The sequence below is a fragment of the Enterobacter asburiae genome (assembly GCF_008080435.1).
Lineage (GTDB): Bacteria > Pseudomonadota > Gammaproteobacteria > Enterobacterales > Enterobacteriaceae > Enterobacter > Enterobacter asburiae_C.
Window position 1 is genome coordinate 184,559 of record NZ_VRKN01000008.1, and the last position, 21,845, is coordinate 206,403.

The 21,845-nt window shown below is 55.3% G+C and carries 21 protein-coding genes; 5 read left to right on the plus strand and 16 right to left on the minus strand.

All coding sequences use genetic code 11. From position 1 onward, the window contains the following. Positions 1-12: 12 nt before the first annotated feature. The 5 genes from adrA to FU672_RS16610 form a co-directional block, all read right to left on the minus strand. A complete protein-coding gene (adrA, locus tag FU672_RS16590) occupies positions 13-1,116 on the minus strand; it encodes a diguanylate cyclase AdrA (RefSeq protein ID WP_148244081.1) in 1,104 nt (367 codons plus the stop codon). A gap of 102 nt (positions 1,117-1,218) precedes the next feature. Continuing rightward, a complete protein-coding gene (gene psiF / locus FU672_RS16595) occupies positions 1,219-1,539 on the minus strand; it encodes a phosphate starvation-inducible protein PsiF (RefSeq protein WP_148244082.1) in 321 nt (106 codons plus the stop codon). A gap of 89 nt (positions 1,540-1,628) precedes the next feature. Further along, entirely contained in the window at positions 1,629-3,044 is a 1,416-nt protein-coding gene (phoA, locus tag FU672_RS16600) for an alkaline phosphatase (RefSeq protein ID WP_148244083.1), read from the minus strand. Between the two features lie 99 nt (positions 3,045-3,143). Beyond that, positions 3,144-3,404 (minus strand): anti-adapter protein IraP, encoded by a 261-nt coding sequence (gene iraP, locus FU672_RS16605; RefSeq protein WP_024906786.1) that lies wholly within the window; start codon positions 3,402-3,404, stop codon positions 3,144-3,146. 210 nt (positions 3,405-3,614) lie between these two features. Beyond that, positions 3,615-4,829 carry a multidrug efflux MFS transporter gene (locus FU672_RS16610; RefSeq protein ID WP_148244084.1) on the minus strand — a complete coding sequence of 405 codons (1,215 nt, stop codon included), beginning with the start codon at positions 4,827-4,829 and terminating at the stop codon, positions 3,615-3,617. Between the two features lie 344 nt (positions 4,830-5,173). Between FU672_RS16610 and ddlA the strand changes: the two genes are divergently transcribed. Next, positions 5,174-6,274 carry a D-alanine--D-alanine ligase gene (ddlA, locus tag FU672_RS16615; protein WP_148244085.1) on the plus strand — a complete coding sequence of 367 codons (1,101 nt, stop codon included), beginning with the start codon at positions 5,174-5,176 and terminating at the stop codon, positions 6,272-6,274. Here the strand turns inward: ddlA and FU672_RS16620 are convergent. Beyond that, the gene (locus FU672_RS16620; protein WP_148244086.1) at positions 6,271-6,507 is read right to left on the minus strand and encodes a DUF2754 domain-containing protein; all 237 of its coding nucleotides are present in this window, start codon (positions 6,505-6,507) and stop codon (positions 6,271-6,273) included. The two genes, ddlA and FU672_RS16620, sit on opposite strands and share 4 nt — an antisense overlap. Positions 6,508-6,754: 247 nt before the next feature. Here FU672_RS16620 and FU672_RS16625 point away from each other — a divergent pair, with 247 nt between their 5' ends. Then, a complete protein-coding gene (locus FU672_RS16625; protein ID WP_008503287.1) occupies positions 6,755-7,054 on the plus strand; it encodes a DUF2755 family protein in 300 nt (99 codons plus the stop codon). On the opposite strand, the gene FU672_RS16630 is transcribed toward FU672_RS16625, so the two are convergent. From FU672_RS16630 to FU672_RS16640, 3 genes are all read right to left on the minus strand, one after another. Continuing rightward, positions 7,051-8,148 (minus strand): DUF1615 domain-containing protein, encoded by a 1,098-nt coding sequence (locus FU672_RS16630; RefSeq protein ID WP_148244087.1) that lies wholly within the window; start codon positions 8,146-8,148, stop codon positions 7,051-7,053. The genes FU672_RS16625 and FU672_RS16630 overlap by 4 nt on opposite strands. A 14-nt stretch (positions 8,149-8,162) precedes the next feature. Continuing rightward, positions 8,163-9,383, minus strand: a complete 1,221-nt coding sequence (sbmA, locus tag FU672_RS16635; RefSeq protein WP_148244088.1) for a peptide antibiotic transporter SbmA — start codon at positions 9,381-9,383, stop codon at positions 8,163-8,165. Between the two features lie 115 nt (positions 9,384-9,498). Then, positions 9,499-10,032: an isochorismatase family protein gene (locus FU672_RS16640; RefSeq protein WP_148244089.1), complete on the minus strand. Its 534-nt coding sequence runs from the start codon at positions 10,030-10,032 to the stop codon at positions 9,499-9,501. A gap of 204 nt (positions 10,033-10,236) precedes the next feature. On the opposite strand from FU672_RS16640, the gene ampH reads away from it, so the two are divergent. Next, on the plus strand, positions 10,237-11,397 hold the full coding sequence (ampH, locus tag FU672_RS16645) for a D-alanyl-D-alanine-carboxypeptidase/endopeptidase AmpH (RefSeq protein WP_148244090.1): 1,161 nt from the start codon (positions 10,237-10,239) through the stop codon (positions 11,395-11,397). A gap of 2 nt (positions 11,398-11,399) precedes the next feature. Here ampH and FU672_RS16650 read toward each other — a convergent pair whose 3' ends face one another. Together FU672_RS16650 and FU672_RS16655 are read right to left on the minus strand one after the other, a co-directional pair. Further along, the gene (locus FU672_RS16650) at positions 11,400-12,023 is read right to left on the minus strand and encodes a helix-turn-helix domain-containing protein (protein ID WP_148244091.1); all 624 of its coding nucleotides are present in this window, start codon (positions 12,021-12,023) and stop codon (positions 11,400-11,402) included. A gap of 96 nt (positions 12,024-12,119) precedes the next feature. Then, a complete protein-coding gene (locus FU672_RS16655) occupies positions 12,120-14,894 on the minus strand; it encodes an autotransporter YaiT-related protein (protein ID WP_148244092.1) in 2,775 nt (924 codons plus the stop codon). Positions 14,895-15,347: 453 nt separating this feature from the next. Between FU672_RS16655 and hemB the strand changes: the two genes are divergently transcribed. Next, positions 15,348-16,322, plus strand: a complete 975-nt coding sequence (gene hemB, locus FU672_RS16665) for a porphobilinogen synthase (RefSeq protein ID WP_148244094.1) — start codon at positions 15,348-15,350, stop codon at positions 16,320-16,322. Positions 16,323-16,394: 72 nt separating this feature from the next. Then, on the plus strand, positions 16,395-18,119 hold the full coding sequence (gene olsF / locus FU672_RS16670) for a bifunctional ornithine lipid synthase OlsF (protein WP_148244095.1): 1,725 nt from the start codon (positions 16,395-16,397) through the stop codon (positions 18,117-18,119). A gap of 69 nt (positions 18,120-18,188) precedes the next feature. Here olsF and tauD read toward each other — a convergent pair whose 3' ends face one another. The 5 genes from tauD to FU672_RS24995 all read right to left on the minus strand — a co-directional run. After that, positions 18,189-19,040 carry a taurine dioxygenase gene (gene tauD, locus FU672_RS16675; RefSeq protein WP_148244096.1) on the minus strand — a complete coding sequence of 284 codons (852 nt, stop codon included), beginning with the start codon at positions 19,038-19,040 and terminating at the stop codon, positions 18,189-18,191. Further along, positions 19,037-19,864, minus strand: coding sequence for a taurine ABC transporter permease TauC (gene tauC, locus FU672_RS16680; RefSeq protein ID WP_010427972.1), 828 nt, complete (start codon positions 19,862-19,864; stop codon positions 19,037-19,039). Before tauC ends, tauD begins: the two co-directional genes overlap by 4 nt. Continuing rightward, positions 19,861-20,628 carry a taurine ABC transporter ATP-binding subunit gene (gene tauB / locus FU672_RS16685; RefSeq protein ID WP_148244097.1) on the minus strand — a complete coding sequence of 256 codons (768 nt, stop codon included), beginning with the start codon at positions 20,626-20,628 and terminating at the stop codon, positions 19,861-19,863. Before tauB ends, tauC begins: the two co-directional genes overlap by 4 nt. Before the next feature lie 10 nt (positions 20,629-20,638). Then, on the minus strand, positions 20,639-21,601 hold the full coding sequence (gene tauA, locus FU672_RS16690; RefSeq protein WP_148244098.1) for a taurine ABC transporter substrate-binding protein: 963 nt from the start codon (positions 21,599-21,601) through the stop codon (positions 20,639-20,641). 49 nt (positions 21,602-21,650) lie between these two features. Beyond that, the coding region (locus FU672_RS24995; protein ID WP_222848624.1) for a hypothetical protein at positions 21,651-21,845 on the minus strand (195 nt) is incomplete at its 5' end.

Below are 21,845 nucleotides of genomic sequence, written 5' to 3' on the forward strand. Positions count from 1 at the left end.
CTCCGTCGGGCGTCAGGCGGCCACTTCGGTGCGGCCGCGCCCGGCATTTTTCGCCCTGTACAGCGCCACGTCAGCCGCCTTCAGCCATTCCCGATAATGTCCAAACTGCGGTCCCCAGGGAGCAACGCCTACGCTAATGCGCAGCGCTTCTTTTGGCGCGCACGGTAACGACAGGTTTTCCAGCCGCTCATGCACCCGCGACATCACGGCGATGGCGCTTTCCGCCGCTGTCTGCGACATGATCACCGCAAACTCATCCCCACCAAATCGGCCGATCGCATCGCCTGACCGCACCGACAGCTGGAGCTGACGCGTAATAGCGATGATCGCCTCGTCGCCCACGTCGTGCCCCCAGGTGTCGTTGATGTTTTTAAAGTGGTCGATATCAATCAGCAATATCGTGGCGGTGCTGTGGTCGCGCCGACAATGCTCAAATTCATTTCGCAGCAGCATTTCCCAGTGTCGGCGGTTAAAGACCCCGGTCATGCCGTCGCGGGTGCTCATCATTTCCAGCCGCCGCTTGTGCTCTGCAAGCCTGATGGCGGTGCGGTGGCTGAGCCAGGCAAACAGCATGGGATAAACCACGAGAACGGGCAGCGTTAAGCCCCACTCCACGAGGTCGGGGTTGAAGACGGCCACGCTCCCGACGAGTGGTAAGGTCACCAGCGCGGACAGCAGGGTCAACACGATCCCCGGGATAAACAGACGACAGCCGCCGGAGCCCATCATATTCATCCCCACCATCATCACCAGCGCTGCCGTGGGTAACGCATTCATCCCCATCACGCCGATCCAGAGCCCGGCAATAATGGCATCGATTTTAAGATTGAAAATTTCCTGCTGATGAGGTGAAGCGGCACGGCAGGATAGCTGCCAGGCGAAATGGGGCCAGACGAACGACCACCCCACCAGTAAAAGCCACCAGCCTCCGGGTAAAAAATGGGTGACCAGCATCCCCGCCACCGGGAAAAACATCGCCGCCAGCCCAACGGCGCGCGCCAGCCGAACTCGCCGGGCAAACTGAATGCCGGCGCGGTGAGGGTCATCCTGAGAAAGGGTTAAATTCCACTCTTCCCGAATGCGCTTTTTGTTGTAATACGTTTCATCATTCATCATTTTTGGGAATATTCTGAAACATTTTCCCAAATTATAGAGAGGGGGTCTGCGGGGAAAGTATGAAATTTCGGGTGAGCCGCCGAAGCCGCTCACCCGTTAGAACTACACTTTTTTCTTCAGGCAGGCACTCATGAACTTGCTGCGGTCGTCCCCTTTCAGGGACTGCTCGGTTGCTTTCGCATTACACTCGCGCATTTTTTGCTGCTGCGGCGTCAGGCTTTTTTCAGCCGGTTTCGAGGCGCTATTTTTGAGGCAGTCGCTCATGTAGGTCTTGCGAGCATCTCCCTTCAGACTCTGAGACGTCGCCTGTTGATTGCAGGTGGTCATACGCTGTTGTTGAGGCGTTAACGTTTTCTCTTCCGCGTTCGCCGATGCGATCAGGAACAGGCCAGAGAGCAGAGTAACCAGTAATGTTGTTTTCATTGCACCATCCTTTTGTGAATATTCCCTGTAAGTCTGGTTCGTGACAGGAAAAAAACCACCCGGCAGATGTGATTTCCGCCGGGATTTTATTATTTAAGACCCAGCGCAGATTTCATGGTGTAGAACAGATCCGTCTGATCGGTCAGGCCTACCACGTTTGCCGCGTGCGGGCCGTAGGCTGCAATGCGCAGCTGGGTGCCCGTGTGCTCCATGGACTCTTCTTCAGAGTTGCCGTAGCTCAACACCATGACGGCGCCATCTTTGGTGTTCAGCGCCTGCGTCAGGCCCGGGGCTTTGGTATCTGGCGGAATGATCTGGCTGGCATGCGCATGGTCCGCGGTGACCACCACCAGGGTGTTACCGTCTTTTTTCGCGAACTCCAGCGCCTTCTGCACCGCTTCGTCCAGATCGACGGTTTCGCCAATCTGGCCGCACGGATTCGCCGCATGATCCTGCTTATCGATCGACGCGCCTTCCACCTGCAGGAAGAACCCTTTTTCGCTCTTGCTCAGCAGAGAGATGGCTTTATCGGTCATCGCCGCCAGCGTCGGTACGCTGTCCGTGCGTTTCGGGTTCGGGGTGCAGGTCACTGCAGGCTGATCGATATTGCCGTGATAAGAGGCTTTTGGTCCTTCCCAGCGCACGGGCATGTTGCCGTCAGAGAATAGCCCCAGCAGCGGTTTGTCCTGGTTCGCGTCGGTGATTGCTGCCAGCGAATTTGCATCACTCACCAGCTGATAGCCGCGGGCCTGCGCCTGCTCGCTCAGCGTTTTGCCCTGCCACTCGCCCGCCGTCGCGGTTTCCGCGAAGGTTTTCGCGCCGCCGCCCAGCGTCACGTCAGGACGCGCATTCAGCAGCTGTTCCGTAATCGAGCCTTTGCCGCCTTTTTCCAGCGCGTTTGTTGGGCATTTTTCACTGGTCACTGACGGGCCGTAGCATTTACGCGAGGTCACGTGTGCCACCAGCGCCGCAGGCGTCGCATCCTGAAGTTCAGCGGTGGAGACGTTGCCGGTCGCCAGGCCCGCCGCTTTTGCCATCTCCAGAAGGGTTTGATGATCTTTTTCGTGAATATCCACACCCAGCGCGCCATTATAGGTTTTCACGCCGGTGGACCACGCCGTGGCAGAGGCCGCGGAGTCCGTTACGTAATCCGGTCTACCGGTTTTTTTATCCAGCGCGTAATGGGTATATTGTCCAGTCAAGGGTAATGCGTCGATACCTTTAAAAAAGCCGCCCGCCCCCTCGGCATAATTTCGCGCCGCCGTGATTTCGGAATCGCCCATTCCATCGCCAATAAGCAGAATAATATTTTTCGCCGGCTTATCATTCAACGAAGCACGAATAGCGGCAGTTTGATCTTCTGATAAACGGCGTGCGCCGCCAGGCTGGGTGATATCCCCTTTTGCCGCACGATTATCCAGCACGCTGGTATGAGCAGTATCGGCATAAATGGCAGGGGTAATTAACAGGGGAAGTAATGCGATGAAAAGTGCGCTCTGTTTCAATTTATTTTCTCCATGTAAAAATACATAAAAATAAAAACAGAGCGACTATAGGCATCCTGCATGACAATTCTATGACACGTCGTTACGTCCTGTGACGGTTTAGCTGCGCGGATGCCTTAACAGCTTCTTTACGTACTGGTGGAGCATCTCGGCATCCTCAACCGGGACCTGCGATTCAGGTCTGACGCTGTCCAGCGCGCCTTCTACGCTCTCAATCAACGCTTGTTGATCGGTTTTCGCCATTTGTCGCAGCAGCGCGGTGACCACAATTTCCAGCGCTTCGACCTGGGCAACCAGCTCTTTTGACTCTTCTTCCTTTTGTGCCAGTTTGACCAGCAATTCAGCAATGAGATTTTTCATCGTGCCAGTTCCTTTTTCAGTTTTGTCTGAAGTTAGCATTCTGAATCCATAATGCAAAGAGAAGAAAATTATTATGGTATGCAAAAGTGATACAGGAATGAAAATAAAGGTCCATCGCGGTGAGCGAAACGTTTTGCTATAAAAAAATGCCGCATTTTGTTATATAAAAATGCGGCCATCATAAGAATATATAATGCATCAGCGAAATGGTTATCTCGCCGACCTGGCCTCCGCCATTTGTCTGCGACGACGCAGCGCAATAGCCAGCTGGATAATATTGATTAAAACGACAATCGCCGTGGCCGCAAATACCCAACGAAAACCGGCCATCGCGGAAACAGATGCACCAATAAGCGGACCTGCCACATTCCCCAGATACATAAATGACTGGTTATAGCCAAAAATACGCCCCGTCACCTGGTCGCTGGAATATTTAACCAGCAGGGTCTGTACCGCAGGCAACATTGCGCCATCCGCAAAGCCGAGCAGAAATCGCAATACGCCAAGCTGAAGTGGAGAGGTGACGAACGACATCGCGAAGAAGAGCACGACCGCAAAGATCAGCGTAGCCATCAGGATGCGCGCCGTGCCGATCCTGTCACCCAGTTTTCCCAGACGCGGCGCGGAAATCAGGGCGGATACGCCCGGCACGGCGGCAATCATGCCGCTCAAAAAAGCAATATTTGTGCTATCCGGCTCCATCGACTTGATAAACAGCGCCAGAATCGGACCAACCGAACCGTTACAGAGCTGGATCACCATGGTAGTCACAAACAGGCTGATCATCAGTCCCGGATAAGGCAGTGAGGCGAAGACGGCCTTGCCGCTCAGGCGTTCAGATTTACTGATAACCGGGCGGCCCCCCTCTTTGATAAGAAAGAGCGTGACCAGAAAACTGACCACCAGCAGGATCGCGGTGATGATAAATACCGCGCGCAGCCCGACGTGGTCCGCCAGAAAGCCGCCCAGCAGCGGACCGCCGATGACGCCGCTGATCTGTGCCGTGGAGAGCGTACTCAGCGCCCAGCCGCTACGCTCACGCGGCACCTGAGAGGCGACCAGCGCCATGGCATTCGGAATGTACCCGGACGTCAGCCCCATCACCGCACGCAGGAAAAACAGCTGCCAGACGTTGGTGGCGAAAGCCTGCAGCAGAATGGCAATCGCCATCCCGAGCGAGGCACGCAGTAGCATCAGCTTTCGGCCTTTCCGATCCGCCAGGCTACCCCACATCGGTGACACAATAGCGGACACCAGAAACGTGACGCTGAACGTCAGACCGGACCACATGGAGAGCGCTTCATGCGAGGTCACCCCCAGCTGCGAGACGTACAGTGGCAGGAACGGCAGGATCTGGCTGATGGCCAGCCCGGTAAAGAAGCAGCCGAACCAGACCGAGATGAGATTAACTTTCCAGGATTCCATAAAGAAATAGTCTTCATTTTTAGGCGAATTCGCCTACAGATTAGCAAGTTACGCGTTTTGACGTCGCACCAGAGATGCGGCCTGCCTGACTTTGGTGTTTTATCTTCCCAGTCATCATATTTGTGAAATAAGTCACAATTCATCCATTTTCTGGCGGAATATTATGCTTCAACAGCAGGCGCGCGAACGACGTTGCAACAGCCACAACGATGAAAACGGTCAGCAGCATTTTTCCTTTTACTCTCCTCCCTTAACATTCCCCAAAACATTATTACAGAAGGCCGCGAAACCCGCCGGGCATCATGGTATGTTATTGGCTTTTCGTCAGACTGGAAGAGAGTGAGATGGCTAAGCAGCGCGTAGGTATTGTCTTTGGGGGAAAATCAGCGGAGCACGAAGTATCATTGCAATCGGCCAAAAATATCGTTGATGCGATCGATAAAAGCCGTTTCGACGTGGTGCTGCTGGGCATTGATAAACAGGGCCAGTGGCACGTTAACGATGCCAGCCAGTATCTGCTTAATGCTCACGATCCGGCACACATCGCCCTTAATCCTTCAGAAGTGAGCGTCGCCACCGTACCCGGCGTCGTGAAGGGGCAACTCATCGACGCCGGCAATGCACAGGCTCTCGCCCAGATCGACGTTGTCTTCCCCATCGTTCACGGCACTCTGGGGGAAGATGGTTCCCTGCAGGGTATGCTGCGCATGGCCAACCTGCCGTTCGTCGGCTCGGACGTCCTCGGCTCTGCCGCGTGCATGGACAAAGACGTCACCAAACGCCTGCTGCGTGATGCCGGGCTGAGCATTGCGCCATTCGTGACCCTCACCCGCGCCAACCGCGACAAGCACAGCTTCGCGCAAATTAGCGGAGTGCTGGGGTTGCCGCTGTTTGTGAAGCCTGCAAATCAGGGCTCCTCCGTGGGCGTCAGCAAAGTCACCAGCGAAGCAGAGTTCGCGCAGGCGGTCCTTCTGGCGTTTGAGTTCGACCATAAAGTGGTGGTTGAGCAGGGCATCAAAGGCCGTGAAATTGAGTGCGCCGTGCTGGGCAACGATTTTCCACAGGCGAGCACCTGCGGCGAAGTGGTCTTAAACAGCGACTTCTACTCGTACGACACCAAATACATTGATGACAAAGGCGCGCAGGTTGTCGTTCCTGCGGATATCGATCCGGCGATTAACGATAAGATCCGGGCGATCGCCATTCGCGCTTATCAGACGCTCGGCTGCTGCGGCATGGCGCGCGTGGATGTATTCCTGACGCCGGAAAACGAGGTGGTGATCAATGAAATCAACACGCTGCCGGGGTTCACTAACATCAGCATGTATCCGAAACTGTGGCAGGCAAGCGGCCTGAGCTACCCGGAATTGATCACCCGCCTGATCGAACTGGCGCTGGAGCGTCACGCCGCCGACAGCGCCCTTAAAAGTTCCGTTAACGGTTAATCGGCGTTCTTCGCCGACTCCGTCTCATCCGCTGTCGTCGCTTCAGGACGACGGCGGATAATCAACCCCGCCAGCCAGAAACTTATCACCCAGGTCACCAGCCCGACGGCATACGTTTGCCACCCTTTTGCTTCAAACCCCAACAGGCCCACGACACCGTTAAGAATAAAGATCAGCCCGATAGCAAAGGCGTAGTAGTGCCAGTCACGGCGTAGTTTGGACGTGAGCTTCATAACAACTCCGGCAGGGAAAAAAGACATCCTCTCACAGTTTTACGGCCAGGTCTGTGGCAGATGCGGAAATTCTGAAACGCGACGCAATTTCACTTAAGTGATGAAATTGTGATGTGCTGCAGAAATCGACAATCCAGGAGGATTCCGGCGCGTAAATTACCACGATTCTGATATTGACAAATGCGATGACCTGTCAAACTCACCCCGTAAGACGCGTATTGAAACAGAGTAATATTCGGGAGGTCATATGGCTGACTTTACATTGTCGAAACCGATTTTTGGCGGCAAACCAAAAACCTCCACGGCGGGTAATATCGCTTATGCCCTGTTTGTCCTGTTCTGCTTCTGGGCTGGTTCCCAGCTGCTCAATATGCTGGTCCATGCGCCAGGCGTTTATGAACACCTGATGCAGGTACAGGATAACGGACGCCCGCGAGTGGAGATTGGGTTTGGTGTCAGTACCCTGTTCGGCCTGATTCCCTTCCTCGCGGGATGTATGATTCTGGGCGTTGTGGCGTTAGTTTTGCGCTTTCGCCGTCGCCGTTAAAGCCCCATACAGCGAGCCCGGCGATCGTCCACGCGTTTTGCGAACCATGCGGTGGTCAGGTTACGCGTGATCTTCGGACTTTCCAGTTGGATCCCTGGCAGGATAGCCTTCGGTAACGTTTTCCCGCTTTTCTGCTCTGCAAGCGCAAATACCTTCTTGTACAGATCCGTTTTCTCAAATGCCAGGCTGTCGCCTTTCTCAAGCTGACGGCGAATATCGCTGTTGCTCAAGCCAAGCGTTGTCGATAATTTTCGTACTGCCAGCTCGGTGCTTCCCGCCTCGCTGCTGCCGTAAGCGATGAGATCGCCGTCCAGCGCCAGCTTGACGCCGCTCGCGCGGCTGACCGCACTCTGAAATGCCGCATTACGGCTGGCATACCAGCCCGCGTTAAAGTCGGCGAAGCGGTACAGCGGCTCATTGTAGTTCGCCGGATAGTTCAGCAGATGCCGGGTGCCGAACCACAGCCCACCGCGCAGGGAGAAGACCTCCTGGCGCACCGTACCGTCGATTTTCCACGGGTAGCCGTCGGTATGCTTCTCTGCGAACGCAATGCTCACCTGCATCGGACCACCGGTGTGTACCGGGTTCAGTGAGCCAAACAGCTTCTGCCCCATCGGGACCATACTGATGAAATCATCAAAGATGGCGCTAAGCTGTTTTTCGGTTTTCACCGTATCCAACCGTTCACTGTAGCTTTTGCCGTTCGGCGAGGTGATTTTAAGCGCGGTGTGCACGAGGAACACCGGGATATGCATGGATTCCGCGCGGCGGTCGATCTCTTTCCAGGCAATTTTGTTCAGACCCGGCACAACCGGGTCTGACTGGTACATTGACTCCTGCTGCGCCACCGCGAGCACCGAGCAGATATTCTCCTCGGTCGGCGCGATCTTTTGGCTTTCAAAGGTTTTTGCCAGGGCATCTGCCCACGCATTGCGATCCTTCACGCTGGCGGGCATTTTCTGCCTCACAACGCTTGCCACATCAACGGGCTTCTCCCCCTTTTTGAGCGGAGCGGCCCCTTTTTCGGCACAGCCTGCCAGCACCAGAGCGGCCAGCAAGGACAACGGTAACGCGCGCGGTACGGCAAAAGACATAGCAACTTCCTGTATTAGCTAAATGTGTTGGTGACTTCCTGCAGGTCACGATCGTCCAGCTCACGTTCAAAACTGCGCAGACGTTTATAGATGGACATCAGTTCTACCAGGGTGGTCCAGGAGCTGATCAGGTACTGGAACGACCCACGAACCTGACCGAAAACGTTGGTAATCTGCGTCATCAGACCGAGCGTAATCGTACCCGCAACAATCGACGGGAACAGCAGGAACAAACCGAAAACATTGTCCACCTGCAGATACAAAATACGGGCAATGTTGAAATACATATAGTGGAAGTAGAGTCGGAAGTAGTTACGACGCACGGCGCCAAACAGCTCGCGGACGGTCGGCGGCGAGGCGCGGTTGGCATCATCTTCACCGTAAACCAGCTCTTTACGGTAAGCGGCTTCCACGCGTTGATTTTTAAACTCCAGCCCCGGCAGTTTGATCCCCACCACCGCCAGCATGCCCGTGCCCATCAGCGACCAGACGATCGCTGCAATCACCAGACCATATGGAAGATGACCAACAATCGGCAGATCCGGCACATGCGCCGAGAGCGTCACCAGCACGGGCAGGAAGGCAATCAGCGTCATGATGGCGTTGATAAAGCTTACGCCCATGTCTTCAAGGGTGGAGGCAAAACGCATGGTGTCTTCCTGCACACGCTGCGCGGCGCCTTCGATATGGCGCAGGTGCTGCCAGTGCGCCATATAATGTTCGTTCATTGCGGTACGCCAGCGGAAAACGTAGTGGCTGACGAAGAAGTTGTTCATCACGCCGATGACCACCGCAATAAGGGCGATACCGAGGAAGATCCCGACTTCATGGTAGAACTGGTTGATGGTCACCTTATGCGGCGAGCTCAGCGCGGTCTGGATCAGATCATAGAACGGCGCATACCAGGCGTTCACCGCCACGCCCACTTCAACAAGGAACCAGGTGACAAAGATAATTAGCGATGTGCCAAGAATTGACCAGTACTGCCAGCGGTGCGGAGAATACATAAACCAGAACAGCGCAAACAGCCCCACGCATACCATGTAGTAGGCGTAAAACAACAGGTAGCTGAGCGACCAGAAGCGCGCCGCGCTAATCGGCACCTCGCCTGTCGCTCCCGTAATGCGCGTCAGCCATGCGCCGCCGCCCGCCTGCCAGAAAATGACAGCGATGAGTGCCCAAATAAATGCCGACAGGAAAAAAGGCCCCGGCTTTGGGAAAAAAGACTTAAACATAATGCTTCCTTCTTGTTGTTATGGCTGTTGCTGTGCACAACACGTTACCACACGAAAAACGTGCCTGAGCCAGCCTCCCGGCTCAGGCAAAAAGGTCAGACCCGACGGCTGATTATTAGTTCGCTTTCCAGTTTTCGAGAATTGTTTCGGTGCGTTTCACTGCAAGAGGATTCGCCGGCGCGATGAAGTTACGCCAGACGTCGTTGTGGTGGTTAATCAGGACCTGCGCATCTGCCGCCGGGCGATTAGCGGTGGTATGGGCATCTTCCGCCACGGTGATGTGATAACCCCGGCTGACGCCGTTCTTAACCGTCGCATCAACGCAGTAATCGGTGGCGCAGCCGCAGATGACAAACTCGCGAATGCTCTGCTCACGCAGCAGCACCTCAAGCGCGGTGTTATAGAAGGCGTCACAGGCGGTTTTGGTCACGTAAATCGCGTCAGCAGGCTGATGGAGTTCAGGCAGTAGCGCAAACCCTTCACTTCCTTCTTCCAGGCCCCCAGCCTCGGTATGCTGAATAAAAATCACCTTGTCGGCTGCCTGCGTAAGCTGGTTGATAAGAGAGACACACTTTTCGCGCTGATGACGAGGGGTTTCAAATACCCCGTTCTGCATATCGACAACCATAACCACACGCTTCTCAGACATACCGTTCTCCATAAGATTGAGTGACACTGGTGCCTATCATAAGCCCGATGTCACAAAATGGGAGATGGCTCGTAAGTAAATTGTTCATATTTACCCATGGTTACGTTTTTCTCGCTATCGTTATGCAATTCGGGGCATTGCGCGGTACCGATTAGTAGTATAAATACCCATTACTTTCCTCATTCACTTCATGGATGCTTTTCGTTGAAACGTTGTCTGCTCTCTTTTGCCGCGCTGTGTGCGGTGAGCTTTTCTACCGCCCAGGCAGCCCAACCGCTGACGGCGCCCGTTTTAGCTTCAGACATTGCCGATCGCTACGCGAACCTTATCTATTACGGCAGCGGCGCGACCGGGATGGCGATGGTCGTCATCGACGGCAACCAGCGTGTGTTCCGCAGCTTTGGCGAAACGCGCCCAGGAAATAACGTTCACCCGCAGCTGGATTCCGTTATCCGCATCGCGTCCTTAACCAAGCTGATGACCAGCGAAATGCTGGTGAAACTGCTCGACCAGGGCGTGGTAAAACTCGACGACCCGCTCAGCAAATACGCACCGCCGGGCGCCCGGGTTCCAACCTGGCAGGGAACGCCGATCCGGCTTGTGAACCTTGCCACCCACACCAGCGCCCTGCCGCGTGAGCAGCCAGGCGGGGCGGCGCATCGTGACGTCTTTGTCTGGCCAACGCGCGACCAGCGCTGGAGCTACCTGAGTACCGCCACGCTGAAGGCAGCTCCGGGTTCGCAGGCCTCTTATTCAAACCTGGCCTTTGACCTGCTGGCGGACGCCCTTTCAACGGCGTCTGGTAAACCCTACACGCAGCTGTTTGAAGAGCAGATTACCCGTCCGCTGGGTATGAAAGACACCACCTTTACCCCGTCCCCGGATCAGTGCCGTCGCCTGATGGTGGCGGAGAAAGGCGCTAGCCCCTGTAATAACACGCTGGCGGCCGTGGGCAGCGGCGGGGTCTATTCCACGCCTGGTGACATGATGCGCTGGATGCAGCAGTTCCTTTCCTCGGATTTCTACGCTCGCAGCAGCCAGGCCGACCGCATGCAGACCCTGATTTATCAGCGTACTCAGCTGCACCGCGTTATCGGAATGGACGTACCGGGTAAAGCCGACGCGCTCGGCATGGGGTGGGTCTATATGGCGCCGAAAAATGGCCGTCCGGGTATTATTCAGAAAACCGGCGGCGGCGGTGGATTCATCACCTATATGGCCATGATCCCGCAGTCAAACGTGGGCGCGTTTGTGGTGGTCACCCGCTCCCCGCATACGCGTTTCGTTAATATGAGTGACGGGATTAATAACCTGGTGGCTGAACTGAGCGCCAATAAAGCCCAGGTTCTCACCGCGTCTAACTGATCTTAATATTCCGTGGGCAAGCGGTTGATGCTGACCAGCTTGCCCCGGCTCATATTGATGTAGTTTCCTTGCCGCAGGGCAGCGAGAACCTCAGCAACAACTGAACGCGAAATACGCGTACTTTGTTGAATATGATTCATCACACCAATTTTTGAGCGCAGCGTTTCATCCCACTCGGCCATATTCAGCAGCATAGCGCGGATCTGGTGATAGGAATTATTTCCCACCAGCTGCATATCGCGTTTCTCAAGAATGTAATTTATCCAGGATAACCAACAGAAGGCCTCTTTCCACAGAGCATGCTGCTGTATGACTTGACGGGTAGTTTCTGTGGACAAATAAAAACCCACACAGGGTGTTTTGGCAATCACTCTGTATTCCTGACAGTGATTAATCATTACGGTGGATAGTCCCAAAATAAAAGGTGCTTCCGCGATACCCACAAGGAGTTCATCTGAATGACGATAGATTTCGATGATACCGGTTTGTAATACCATGGTGCAGGGCTCATTACATTCACCTGATGTAATTAATTGTTGTGGAGCACATTTAAAAGGGGTACTGGCTGATTTCAAATACTGTTCGAGCCGGCTTAATTCAGAAAGTGGTTTCGCATTAACGTTCATGCAGACCTCAAGGCATCCGTATTTGTCGGTTCAATATTATTTTTATTTATGTATATAAAAAGCGGGGGGATATCACGCCTCCCCCCGTTTTATTCATTACCAGGTATATTTCACACCCAGATTTGCGCCCCAGTTCTGGTCAACGTCGCCGCCGCCCAGATAAGTGGCATCAGTGTAAGCACTGAAGTTTTTCGTGAAGCTGAACTGGGTGCCCAACCCTACCCGCACAGCGGAGCCTTTCACGCCGTTATCAATGCTGTCACCGTTAATGTCAGCATTGTTATCGGCATCGTCATAGACGTAGGCCAGTTTGAAGTAAGGCGTCAGAGCCTGATCGCCGCTGTAGTTGAAGGTGTAACCCGCATCAACACCGAGTTCATAACGCAGGCTATCGTAAGATTGCCCATCCATGCGCATGTCATTGCTGAGACGATAATCATCGCCTGACTGGAACAGGCCAGACACGGCTGCGTATGGCGTGACATAGCCGGACAGGTTTGGTTTCCAGTCATAGCCCAGTTTCAGCCCAAAACCAACTGCGTCATTGGTGGTGTTGCCGTCAACATACTGACCGTTGCTCATGTTAGCAGAGAGATCGCTGTTGAAACGGGTATAGCTCAGGGAGCTGTCGAGGAACAGATCGTTCATGAACTTCGCTGACGCGTAGATCATCGCCGTCTGGCTGTCCTGATCGACCTGACCGGTACGATCGCTGATATCACCCTTCGCAAAACCTGCCGCACCACCGACGATCCACTTCGCATTATTACCGTCAATCTGGGTATCCAGACCAACCATAATACCGCTCACGTCCTGATCGTAACTAATAACGCCATTATCGCCGTCGAAGTTACCACCGAAGTAGCTCACCCACGCCCCGCCGTTATCCGCCAGGCCGTGACGGCTGTTGGTCAGACGCGTACCTACGGTATCCTGCTGCAGATTCCAGATGTTGGTATTGGCAGATGGGATGCTCAGCGCCATGTTGGCGTAGTCGGTCAGCGCTTTCTGCTGGAGGACAACGGAGTCACCCTGCTGCTGCGCCTGGTAGGTGTAAGCACCTAAATCGGCTTTATTTGCAGCAGTAAAGCTGGCTGCAGTATCCGCGTTATTGTCATAGATGCGGACGATCTCTTTATTTTTGTAATCGGCAACGGAACCAGCACCCGTCGCATCGTCGATGCGTACTTTGTAGTTGCCGGCAACATCACCGTTCACCGCCAGATGGCCGTCAGAGTTAATCGCCACAACGCCGTAGTCGTAATCAGCATTGTACTTATCGTTGGTGATATAGCGTGCGTTGTTCAGATCGCTGTTCAGCACGTAATCACGGCTGGCAACGTTCAGTACACCACCATCGGTCAGTACCATATTGTGCGTATCAACCTGACCCAGCCCCAGCGCCAGCTCAGCACCGTTATCCACGGTGATGGTGTTGGCATACAGTTCGGCCGTTTCTTCCGTCAGTGCCGCACGGCTATAGCTGTCCAGATACAGATGGTCGGTCGCCACACCACCGCTGTCACCGATATTCATTGATGAAGCATTGGTCAGGGTGATGGTATCCGCCAGTAGGCCAGAGTTTTCAACATTGACCTGAGACTGGTTGTTTACCGTCAGCGTGTCGATGTTAGAAACCTTGCGGGTATCCCACTCAGAGCCGTTATCCAGCGCGATGTTAAACAGACCGCTCTGATAGACCTCTTCACCCGCTACGTGGCCATTGCTGTCATAGGTGGAGTCAGGCCAGATGCTGTTAGGAGACAGGGTGCTCCAGTCCACATCACTATATCCCTGGCCGTACATCTGGGAGGTACCAATAGCTTCAACACTTGACTGAGCTGCGCCCACCCATTTGCTGCCGTTGGTCAGCGTAACGTCGAGCTTATCGGTACCATCCCAGCCATTAGTGGTTGGGTTATACACACCGTCATCGGTGATATCGGTTGCCGGGTCGCCGTTCGGGTAGAAGTTGTTGTCGAAGGTGCTGGAGAAAAGAATGTCGCCAGTAACGGTGGAGTGATCGAACGTGGCGGCGGTCTGCATCGCGTTATCAGACGCGCTGGCGGCCACAATCAACGCTGCATCATCCGCCGCTGTCGCGTTGGTTTCACCATAATCGCTCGGCTTCGCGGTTTGGCCGTAGAATCCGCTGGTACCCAGGTCGCTGTACGCACCAGAAGTCAGTACAGAGTCTTTCACCAGCAGTGTGTCAGTAAAGACTTTGCTGCTGTTGGCTACGCCTTCAACACCGTCGTACGGAGTATTATCCGGCTCCTGATAACCCTGCGTCAGTGTGATGCCCGCTACGTGGGAGTTGTTCTGAATAACGATATCAGACTCCACGTCCAGCGTAATTGCATTACCCAGAGCATATGTGTCCAGATAATGAGTTTCGGTATTGTCGCCATTTACAACGTCGTAAGCATAATGCTCATAGGTGTCGTTGATGGTAGAATTATCCACGGTCAAACTAAAACGATCGTACTGAGTATGATTGGTGCCGTCGGTATTCACACCATCTGCACAGGTCGTGGTCATACATTCAGAAGTGATCATGCCATTTATGGTGCTGTTAGAAATGCTCAGCGCATTAGCATGGCCATTGACACCATCATCCAGATAATACGTTGAAATAACACCATTCACGGTAGATTTATTAATCACCGGATAAATATCACCATCGTGGCTGGCACCGGAGTAATCCCAGTCAGCGTAACCATAATACCAGGGAGTAGACGCGGTATTATCATATCCAAACGTATTATATGTCGTGCCGGAAATATCCTTCGCATTGGCCTGAGAAGCGATAGCCAGGGTGCAGGCTAATGCAAGTTGAGATACAACCAGTTTCTTTTTCCATGTTTGCATTGGGTCATCCCTCCTCAGGGACGTAAGCAAGTTTGTCCATCAAATCATTTGGCAATATTTTATTGCGGAGGGAATTATGCATTTTCATTTCGAAAAGGTTCAATGAATGTTTCCATTAAGTCCGTATCCAGACCAATAGCACCTTCAAAACGACAAACACATGGGTCACTCGAGATAAATATCATAAAAACAAAACGTTAAAATATAGACCAGCCAATGCAAAACATATAACAATAAATAATAGATCATTTTTAATGATGCATCCCCCTTAATATAGAAACAACACGAATATCTCCTCCCCTTTTCAGCAATATACTGACCTGTATTATATATTGATGATATAAAACCTGACCTGCCACATTTCGCAAAAAACAAAATGCCCACTTTAGTAAAACACCTGTCTTCACTTTGAGGTACACTAGCCTTCTTTGTTCCACAAACATCAGGCATACCATGACCGATTTAATTGCACGTCCCCGCCGCCTGCGCAAGTCACCTGCACTGCGCGCTATGTTTGAAGAGACAACCCTGACCTTAAACGATCTGGTGTTGCCGATTTTTGTCGAAGAAGAGATCGATGACTACAAAGCCATCGAAGCCATGCCGGGCGTAATGCGCATTCCGGAGAAATATCTCGCGCGTGAGATTGAACGCATCGCCAACGCGGGGATCCGCTCGGTGATGACCTTCGGCATCTCTCACCATACCGACGCCACCGGCAGCGACACCTGGAAAGAAGATGGCCTGGTTGCCCGCATGTCGCGCATCTGCAAAGAGACCGTGCCGGAAATGGTGGTGATGTCAGACACCTGCTTCTGCGAATATACCTCTCACGGCCACTGCGGCGTGCTGTGCGATCACGGCGTGGATAACGATGCCACCCTGCTGAACCTTAGCAAGCAGGCTGTGGTCGCTGCCGCTGCCGGTGCGGATTTCATCGCACCCTCTGCGGCGATGGACGGACAGGTTCAGGCGATTCGTCAGGCTCTGGATGCGGCGGGCTTTACCGACACCGCTATCATGTCTTACTCCACCAAATTTGCCTCCTCCTTCTACGGCCCGTTCCGTGAAGCGGCCGGTACGGCGCTGAAAGGCGATCGTAAAACCTATCAGATGAACCCACTTAACCGTCGGGAAGCCATTCGTGAATCCCTGCTCGATGAAGCCCAGGGTGCAGACTGCCTGATGGTGAAACCGGCTGGCGCGTATCTCGATATCCTGCGCGACATCCGCGAGCGCACCGGGCTGCCTCTGGGCGCTTACCAGGTCAGCGGCGAGTACGCGATGATCAAATTTGCCGCGCTGGCAGGTGCGATTGACGAAGAGAAAGTGGTCCTCGAAAGCCTCGGCGCCATCAAACGCGCAGGCGCGGATCTGATCTTCAGCTACTTCGCGCTGGATCTGGCCGAGAAGAAAATCCTGCGCTAATCTTCACCAAACTGCAATACAACCGACATCTGCTCCTTCTACTGTCTTCGCAAGACGGCAGGAGGAGTAACCATGTTTAGCCTCGATAGCGTTCTCGACGATCTTTGGCCTCAGGCGAGGCCTGCACCCTGGCAAAAAAGTCTGTTAAAAAGACTGTTTTACGAAGACGAATTTCAGCAATTTGCCGCAGCACACCGCCACCTGAAAGGACTGGATATGGTGGAGCAAGTTCTGGAACACCTTGATATTCTGTGCACCGTTTCCGCCCGCGATCTCGAACAAATCCCCGAACATGGCCCGCTGGTCATTATTGCCAACCACCCGACGGGTACGCTGGACGGACTGGCGCTGATGTACGCCGTCTCCCGCGTGCGACGCGATGTTAAAGTCGTGACCAACCGGATGCTGACTCACCTTGAGCCCCTCAGCTCGCTGTTTATTCCGGTGGACAATATGGGCGGCAGGACGGCGAAAACGTCCCTGGTTCAGATGGAACAGCATCTGCAAAACGCAGGCGTGCTGATCTTCTTCCCGGCCGGAGAAGTTTCCCGCCCCACGCGCAAAGGCATTCGCGACAAAAAGTGGCACTCTGGCTTTATCAAACTCGCCAGCAAGCTGCGCGCCCCGCTGCTGCCGGTGCATATTCAGGCGCATAACAGCCTGCTCTTTTATGCCAGCACGCTGGTATCCCCGACGCTGTCGATACTGTTGCTAATGCAGCAGATGTTCCGCCGCCGCCATAGCCAGTTGCCGATTAAAATCGGCCAGCAAATTGCATGGCATCACTGGCATAGCGCCACCCTTTCGTCGCGTGAGATGGCCGAGCAGTGTCGTCAGCACGTGATGCGTCTTGGCAAGGGAGTGCCTGGCGTCTTTAAAACTCAGTGCGCCATTGCCCGTCCGGAAGACCGGGCCACCCTGAAACGCGCGCTGGCACAGGCAGAATGTTTGGGCAATACCAGCGACGGCAAAACCATCTATCTTTGGCAGCGTAACGGCCAGGAAGATGCCCCGCTGCTGCGCGAACTGGGCCGCCTGCGCGAGATTGCGTTTCGCGCGGTGGAGGAAGGGAGCGGCAAACGCCGGGACACCGACTGCTACGATGATGATTATCTGCACCTGATCCTGTGGGATGATGCGGATCTGGAGATCGTCGGCGCGTATCGCTTTATGCCGACCGCAAAACAGGTTGAACGTCGCGGTCTGGAAGGGCTGTACAGCTATAGCCTGTTCCACTACGACGACAAAATGCAGGACGTGCTGGAACACGGCATTGAACTGGGGCGCAGCTTTATTCAACCGCGCTACTGGGGACGCCGCGGCCTGGATTATTTATGGTCCGGCATTGGGGCTTACCTGGCGCGTTATCCGCACTACCGCTACCTGTTTGGTCCGGTCTCCATTTCCGGCGGCTTACCGCCTGCCGCGCGGGATCTGCTGGTGGCATTTTACCGCCTGTGGTTCCCGGCGACGCATCCGCTAGCCGCGTCACGCCAGCCGTATCCCGCATCGCTGCCGGACGTGCTCGCGCAGTTTGGCGGCGTGGATTACGTGGATGATCTGACGAAGCTGAAATCCCTGCTCGGCAATCTGGGCTGCGGTATTCCGCCGCTCTACAAACAATATTCCGAGCTGTGTGAACCCGGCGGCGTGCAGTTTATTGATTTTGGCAGCGACCCGGCATTTAACGACTGCGTCGACGGACTGGTGCTGGTGGATTTGTGTTATCTGAAGGCGAACCGCTATCAGCGGTATATTGAGGCGCATTTAATACCCTCACCCCAGCCCTCTCCCTAAAAGGGAGAGGGTGAAAACCGCACCGGGCAGTCCCCTCGCCCCTTTGGGGAGAGGGTTAGGGTGAGGGGATCAAGGCGCACGATAAAACGGTTTATCCCCCAAAATCGTCGCCCGCTGCATAATCCGGCGCTGCGGAAGATAGTCCGCATTGGCATAGTGTTGCGTTACGCGGTTATCCCAAATCGCCAGGTCGTTCTCCTTCCAGCGCCAGCGCACCTGAAACTCCGGTTTGGTAATATGTGCGAACAGGAATCCCAGCAGCGCTTCACTCTCTTTCTCGGACACATCCACAATGCGCGTCGTGAACCCTTCGTTCACGAACAGCGCCTGCTTTCCCGTGACCGGATGGGTCCGCACCACCGGGTGCAGCAGCGGAGGATGTTTCGCGACCGCTTCCAGCCAGCGCTGATGCTCCTCTTCACTCTTGCGGTATTTGTACTCCTGGAACGATTTTGTGAAGTCGTGCTCCGCCCGCAGCCCGCTCAACAGCGTCCGGAACGGCGCGGAGAGCGCCTCATACGCCGCAATCCCGCTGGTCCACAGCGTATCGCCGCCGGTCTCCGGCAGTTGCTTCGCCGCAAGGATCGCCCCGGCGGGCGGCGTCTCGATAAAGGTCACATCGGTATGCCAGTTATCGTTATCCGGCGGGTTATCGTTGTGGGTATCCAGAACGATAATCTCCTCCACGCCTTCCGCATGCGGGTAGACAGGGTGGATATGCAAATCGCCAAAACGCAAAGCCAGCGCGCGCTGCTGCTGCGGGGTGATCGCCTGCTCGCGCAGGAACACAACCTGATGGCGCAGCACCGCGTGGTACAGCTGCTCGAACTGGTTATCGCTCAGCGGACGGGTCACATCCAGGCCCGACACCTGCGCGCCAATGTACGGCCCCAGCGGGGTAATGGTCAGACGTTCACTCATTGTATTTCTCCATGCCAGGGCGTCAGGCGGCGCTGTAACGCGCGCAGCCCCAGTTCTAATCCAAAGGCGATCGCGGCGATCACCGCGATCCCTGCCAGCACCACGTCAGTCGCCAGGAACTCTCCCGCCGACTGCACCATAAAGCCAAGGCCGCGCGTGGCCGCAATCAGCTCTGCCGCCACCAGCGTGGACCAGCCTACGCCGAGGCCAATGCGCAGCCCGGTTAAAATCTCCGGCAGCGCGCCCGGTAAAATTACGAACAGCAGCACCTGCGTGCGGCTGGCACCCAGCGACTGCGCCGCACGGATCCGCACCTGCTGAGCGCTCTTCACGCCTGCCAACGCCGACATAGCAACCGGGGCGAAAATCGCCAGGTAAATCAGCAGGATTTTTGACGTTTCACCGATGCCGAACCAGATCACCATCAGCGGCAGGTAGGCCAGCGGCGGCACCGGGCGGTAAAGCTCAATCAGCGGGTCGAGTATGCCGCGCACCGTCGGGCTCAGCCCCATCGCAATCCCCACGGGAATGCCGATGATGACGGCCGCCAGAAGCGCCACCAGAATACGCGCCAGACTTGCCCCAAGATGCTGCCAGAGCGTGGCATCCATAAAGCCCTGCGGCCCGGCGATGGTAATGAGTTTGGCCAGCACCTGTCCCGGCGGCGGCAGAAACAGCGGGCTGACCCACTGCTGGGCAGCAACCGCCCACCACACCGCCAGCAATACCAGCAGCGTGCCGACGCTGAGGGTTATCTGGCGCGAGAACGGCCAGCGCAGTGCGAGGCGCGTACGGCGCGTTTTTTCACTGAAGACGATGCTCATGAGAAAGCCTCCCGTTGTTCAAACACGCGGCTTAAAACGTATTCACGCTGTTCGATAAACAGCGGATCGGATTTGATGCTGCGCACGGGTTCTCCCGCGACGTAGCGGCGGGCGAAATCCAGCGGTAAACGCTCCAGCACGCGGCCCGGCCCCGGCGAGAGCAGCACCAGCTCCGTCGCCATAAATACCGCCTCTTCGATATCATGGGTAATCAACAGCACCTGCTTGCCCGTCTCATGCCACAGGCGTAGCAGCAGAGTTTGCATCTGCTCGCGGGTGAAGGCATCCAGCGCCCCGAAAGGCTCATCCAGCAGCAACAGCTGCGGGTTTGCCGCCAGCGCGCGGGCAATCCCTACGCGCTGCCGCTGACCGCCGGAAAGCTGCCAGATAAAGCGTTTTTCCGCCCCTTCCAGCCCCACTTTTTTCAGCATCGTCCGCGCCATTTCCAGCCGCTGTTCGCGATTGATGCCCGCGAGCTGTAGCCCAAACGCCACGTTTTCCTGCACGTTGCGCCAGGGGAGCAATCCTTCGTTCTGGAAGACCACGCCGCGCTCGGCGCCCGGGCCTTCCACTTTTTTGCCTTCCAGTTGAATGGTGCCATGCTGATAAGGGACAAACCCGGCGATCAGATTCAGCAGCGTGGTTTTTCCGCACCCGGACGGGCCCAGCACCACCAGCAGTTCACCGCTGTCCAGCGTCAGGTTGATGTCCTCCAGCGCGGGTTTACCACCGTAATCGGCATACAGGTTCGTAATATTCAGCATGGCGGACTCCTTATTTCACAAAACGATCGGTCACGTACTGGCTGTAATCCGCCGCCACCGCAGGCACTTTGCCCTGCTCTTTCAGGAAGGTGGCGGTATCAACAATCGCTTTATTCACCGGCCCGGTCAGCTGCTGCACCTGCTGCGTGGGCGTCAGATAGGTATTGCCTTTCACCAGCCCCGGTACGTCCGCTTCCGGCACGCCGCTCAGTCGGGAGAGTTTTTCCAGGTTGGCGGGCTGCTTCAGCCATTCATCCGGGTTACTGATGTACGGCTGCTGGGCGTCAATCGCGCTTTTGGCGAAGGCTTTTACCACCTCAGGATGTTTCTCGGCGAAGTCTTTGCGTACTACCCACACGTCGAGGGTTGGCGCCCCCCACTGGCCCACTTTTTCAGAGTCGGTCAGCACGGTGCCGTCTTTTTCCAGTTCGTTCACGGCCGGTGCCCACACATAGGCCCCGTCAATATCCCCGCGCTGCCAGGCGGCGATAATCGCCGGCGGCTGCAGGTTGATGATTTGTACCTGACCCGGCTTGATGCCCCAGTGTTTCAGCGCCGCCAGCAGGCTGTAGTGGGTGGTGGAGATAAACGGCACGGCGATGCGTTTGCCGATCAGGTCCTCCGGTTTGGTGATGTTTTTCTTCACCACCAGCGCTTCTGAGTTACCGAGCTGCGAGGCGAGCAGGAAAACCTCGATCGGCACCTGCTGGCTGGCCGCAACCGCCAGCGGGCTGGATCCGATATTGCCGATCTGCACGTCGCCCGAGGCTAACGCCCGTACGACGGACGCCCCGCTGTCGAACTTGCGCCAGTCGACTTTCGCGCCGCTCTCTTTGGCAAAGGTGTTGTCCGCCTGCGCGACTTTCGCCGGTTCCGCAGAGGTTTGATACGCGACGGTGACGTCCACCGCCTGCGCCTGAAATGCCCACAGCGCCAGTGCGCCGAGAAGTGTGACTCGCGATGAAATTGCCATAGTGCCTGCTCCCCTTGTTGTTATGAGGGCAGTATTTCCGGCGCGGGAATTATGATAAAGGAATAAAAATGAATCGCTCATAACGATTCGTTTTTAGATAAAAAGCGGGAAAGGATAGTTGGTTTTGTGCGGTGTTGTTTTTTCCCTCTCCCACGGGGCTGAGGGTTCCCCACAAAATAATGCCTGCACGGACAACCCCCTCTCCCTTGAGGGAGAGGGCTGGGGTGAGGGGGAACATACGGCT

Coding starts and splice junctions, on each gene's coding strand:
- FU672_RS16640 (WP_148244089.1), bottom strand. CDS start 10,032: ATGTCTGAGAAGCGTGTGGTTATGGTTGTCGATATGCAGAACGGGGTA.
- FU672_RS16620 (WP_148244086.1), bottom strand. CDS start 6,507: ATGAAGCTCACGTCCAAACTACGCCGTGACTGGCACTACTACGCCTTT.
- tauD (WP_148244096.1), bottom strand. CDS start 19,040: ATGAGTGAACGTCTGACCATTACCCCGCTGGGGCCGTACATTGGCGCG.
- hemB (WP_148244094.1), top strand. CDS start 15,348: ATGACCGATTTAATTGCACGTCCCCGCCGCCTGCGCAAGTCACCTGCA.
- adrA (WP_148244081.1), bottom strand. CDS start 1,116: ATGATGAATGATGAAACGTATTACAACAAAAAGCGCATTCGGGAAGAG.
- tauA (WP_148244098.1), bottom strand. CDS start 21,601: ATGGCAATTTCATCGCGAGTCACACTTCTCGGCGCACTGGCGCTGTGG.
- olsF (WP_148244095.1), top strand. CDS start 16,395: ATGTTTAGCCTCGATAGCGTTCTCGACGATCTTTGGCCTCAGGCGAGG.
- FU672_RS16650 (WP_148244091.1), bottom strand. CDS start 12,023: ATGAACGTTAATGCGAAACCACTTTCTGAATTAAGCCGGCTCGAACAG.
- iraP (WP_024906786.1), bottom strand. CDS start 3,404: ATGAAAAATCTCATTGCTGAATTGCTGGTCAAACTGGCACAAAAGGAA.
- FU672_RS16630 (WP_148244087.1), bottom strand. CDS start 8,148: ATGTCTTTTGCCGTACCGCGCGCGTTACCGTTGTCCTTGCTGGCCGCT.
- FU672_RS16610 (WP_148244084.1), bottom strand. CDS start 4,829: ATGGAATCCTGGAAAGTTAATCTCATCTCGGTCTGGTTCGGCTGCTTC.
- FU672_RS16655 (WP_148244092.1), bottom strand. CDS start 14,894: ATGCAAACATGGAAAAAGAAACTGGTTGTATCTCAACTTGCATTAGCC.
- ddlA (WP_148244085.1), top strand. CDS start 5,174: ATGGCTAAGCAGCGCGTAGGTATTGTCTTTGGGGGAAAATCAGCGGAG.
- sbmA (WP_148244088.1), bottom strand. CDS start 9,383: ATGTTTAAGTCTTTTTTCCCAAAGCCGGGGCCTTTTTTCCTGTCGGCA.
- FU672_RS16625 (WP_008503287.1), top strand. CDS start 6,755: ATGGCTGACTTTACATTGTCGAAACCGATTTTTGGCGGCAAACCAAAA.
- tauC (WP_010427972.1), bottom strand. CDS start 19,864: ATGAGCATCGTCTTCAGTGAAAAAACGCGCCGTACGCGCCTCGCACTG.
- tauB (WP_148244097.1), bottom strand. CDS start 20,628: ATGCTGAATATTACGAACCTGTATGCCGATTACGGTGGTAAACCCGCG.
- psiF (WP_148244082.1), bottom strand. CDS start 1,539: ATGAAAACAACATTACTGGTTACTCTGCTCTCTGGCCTGTTCCTGATC.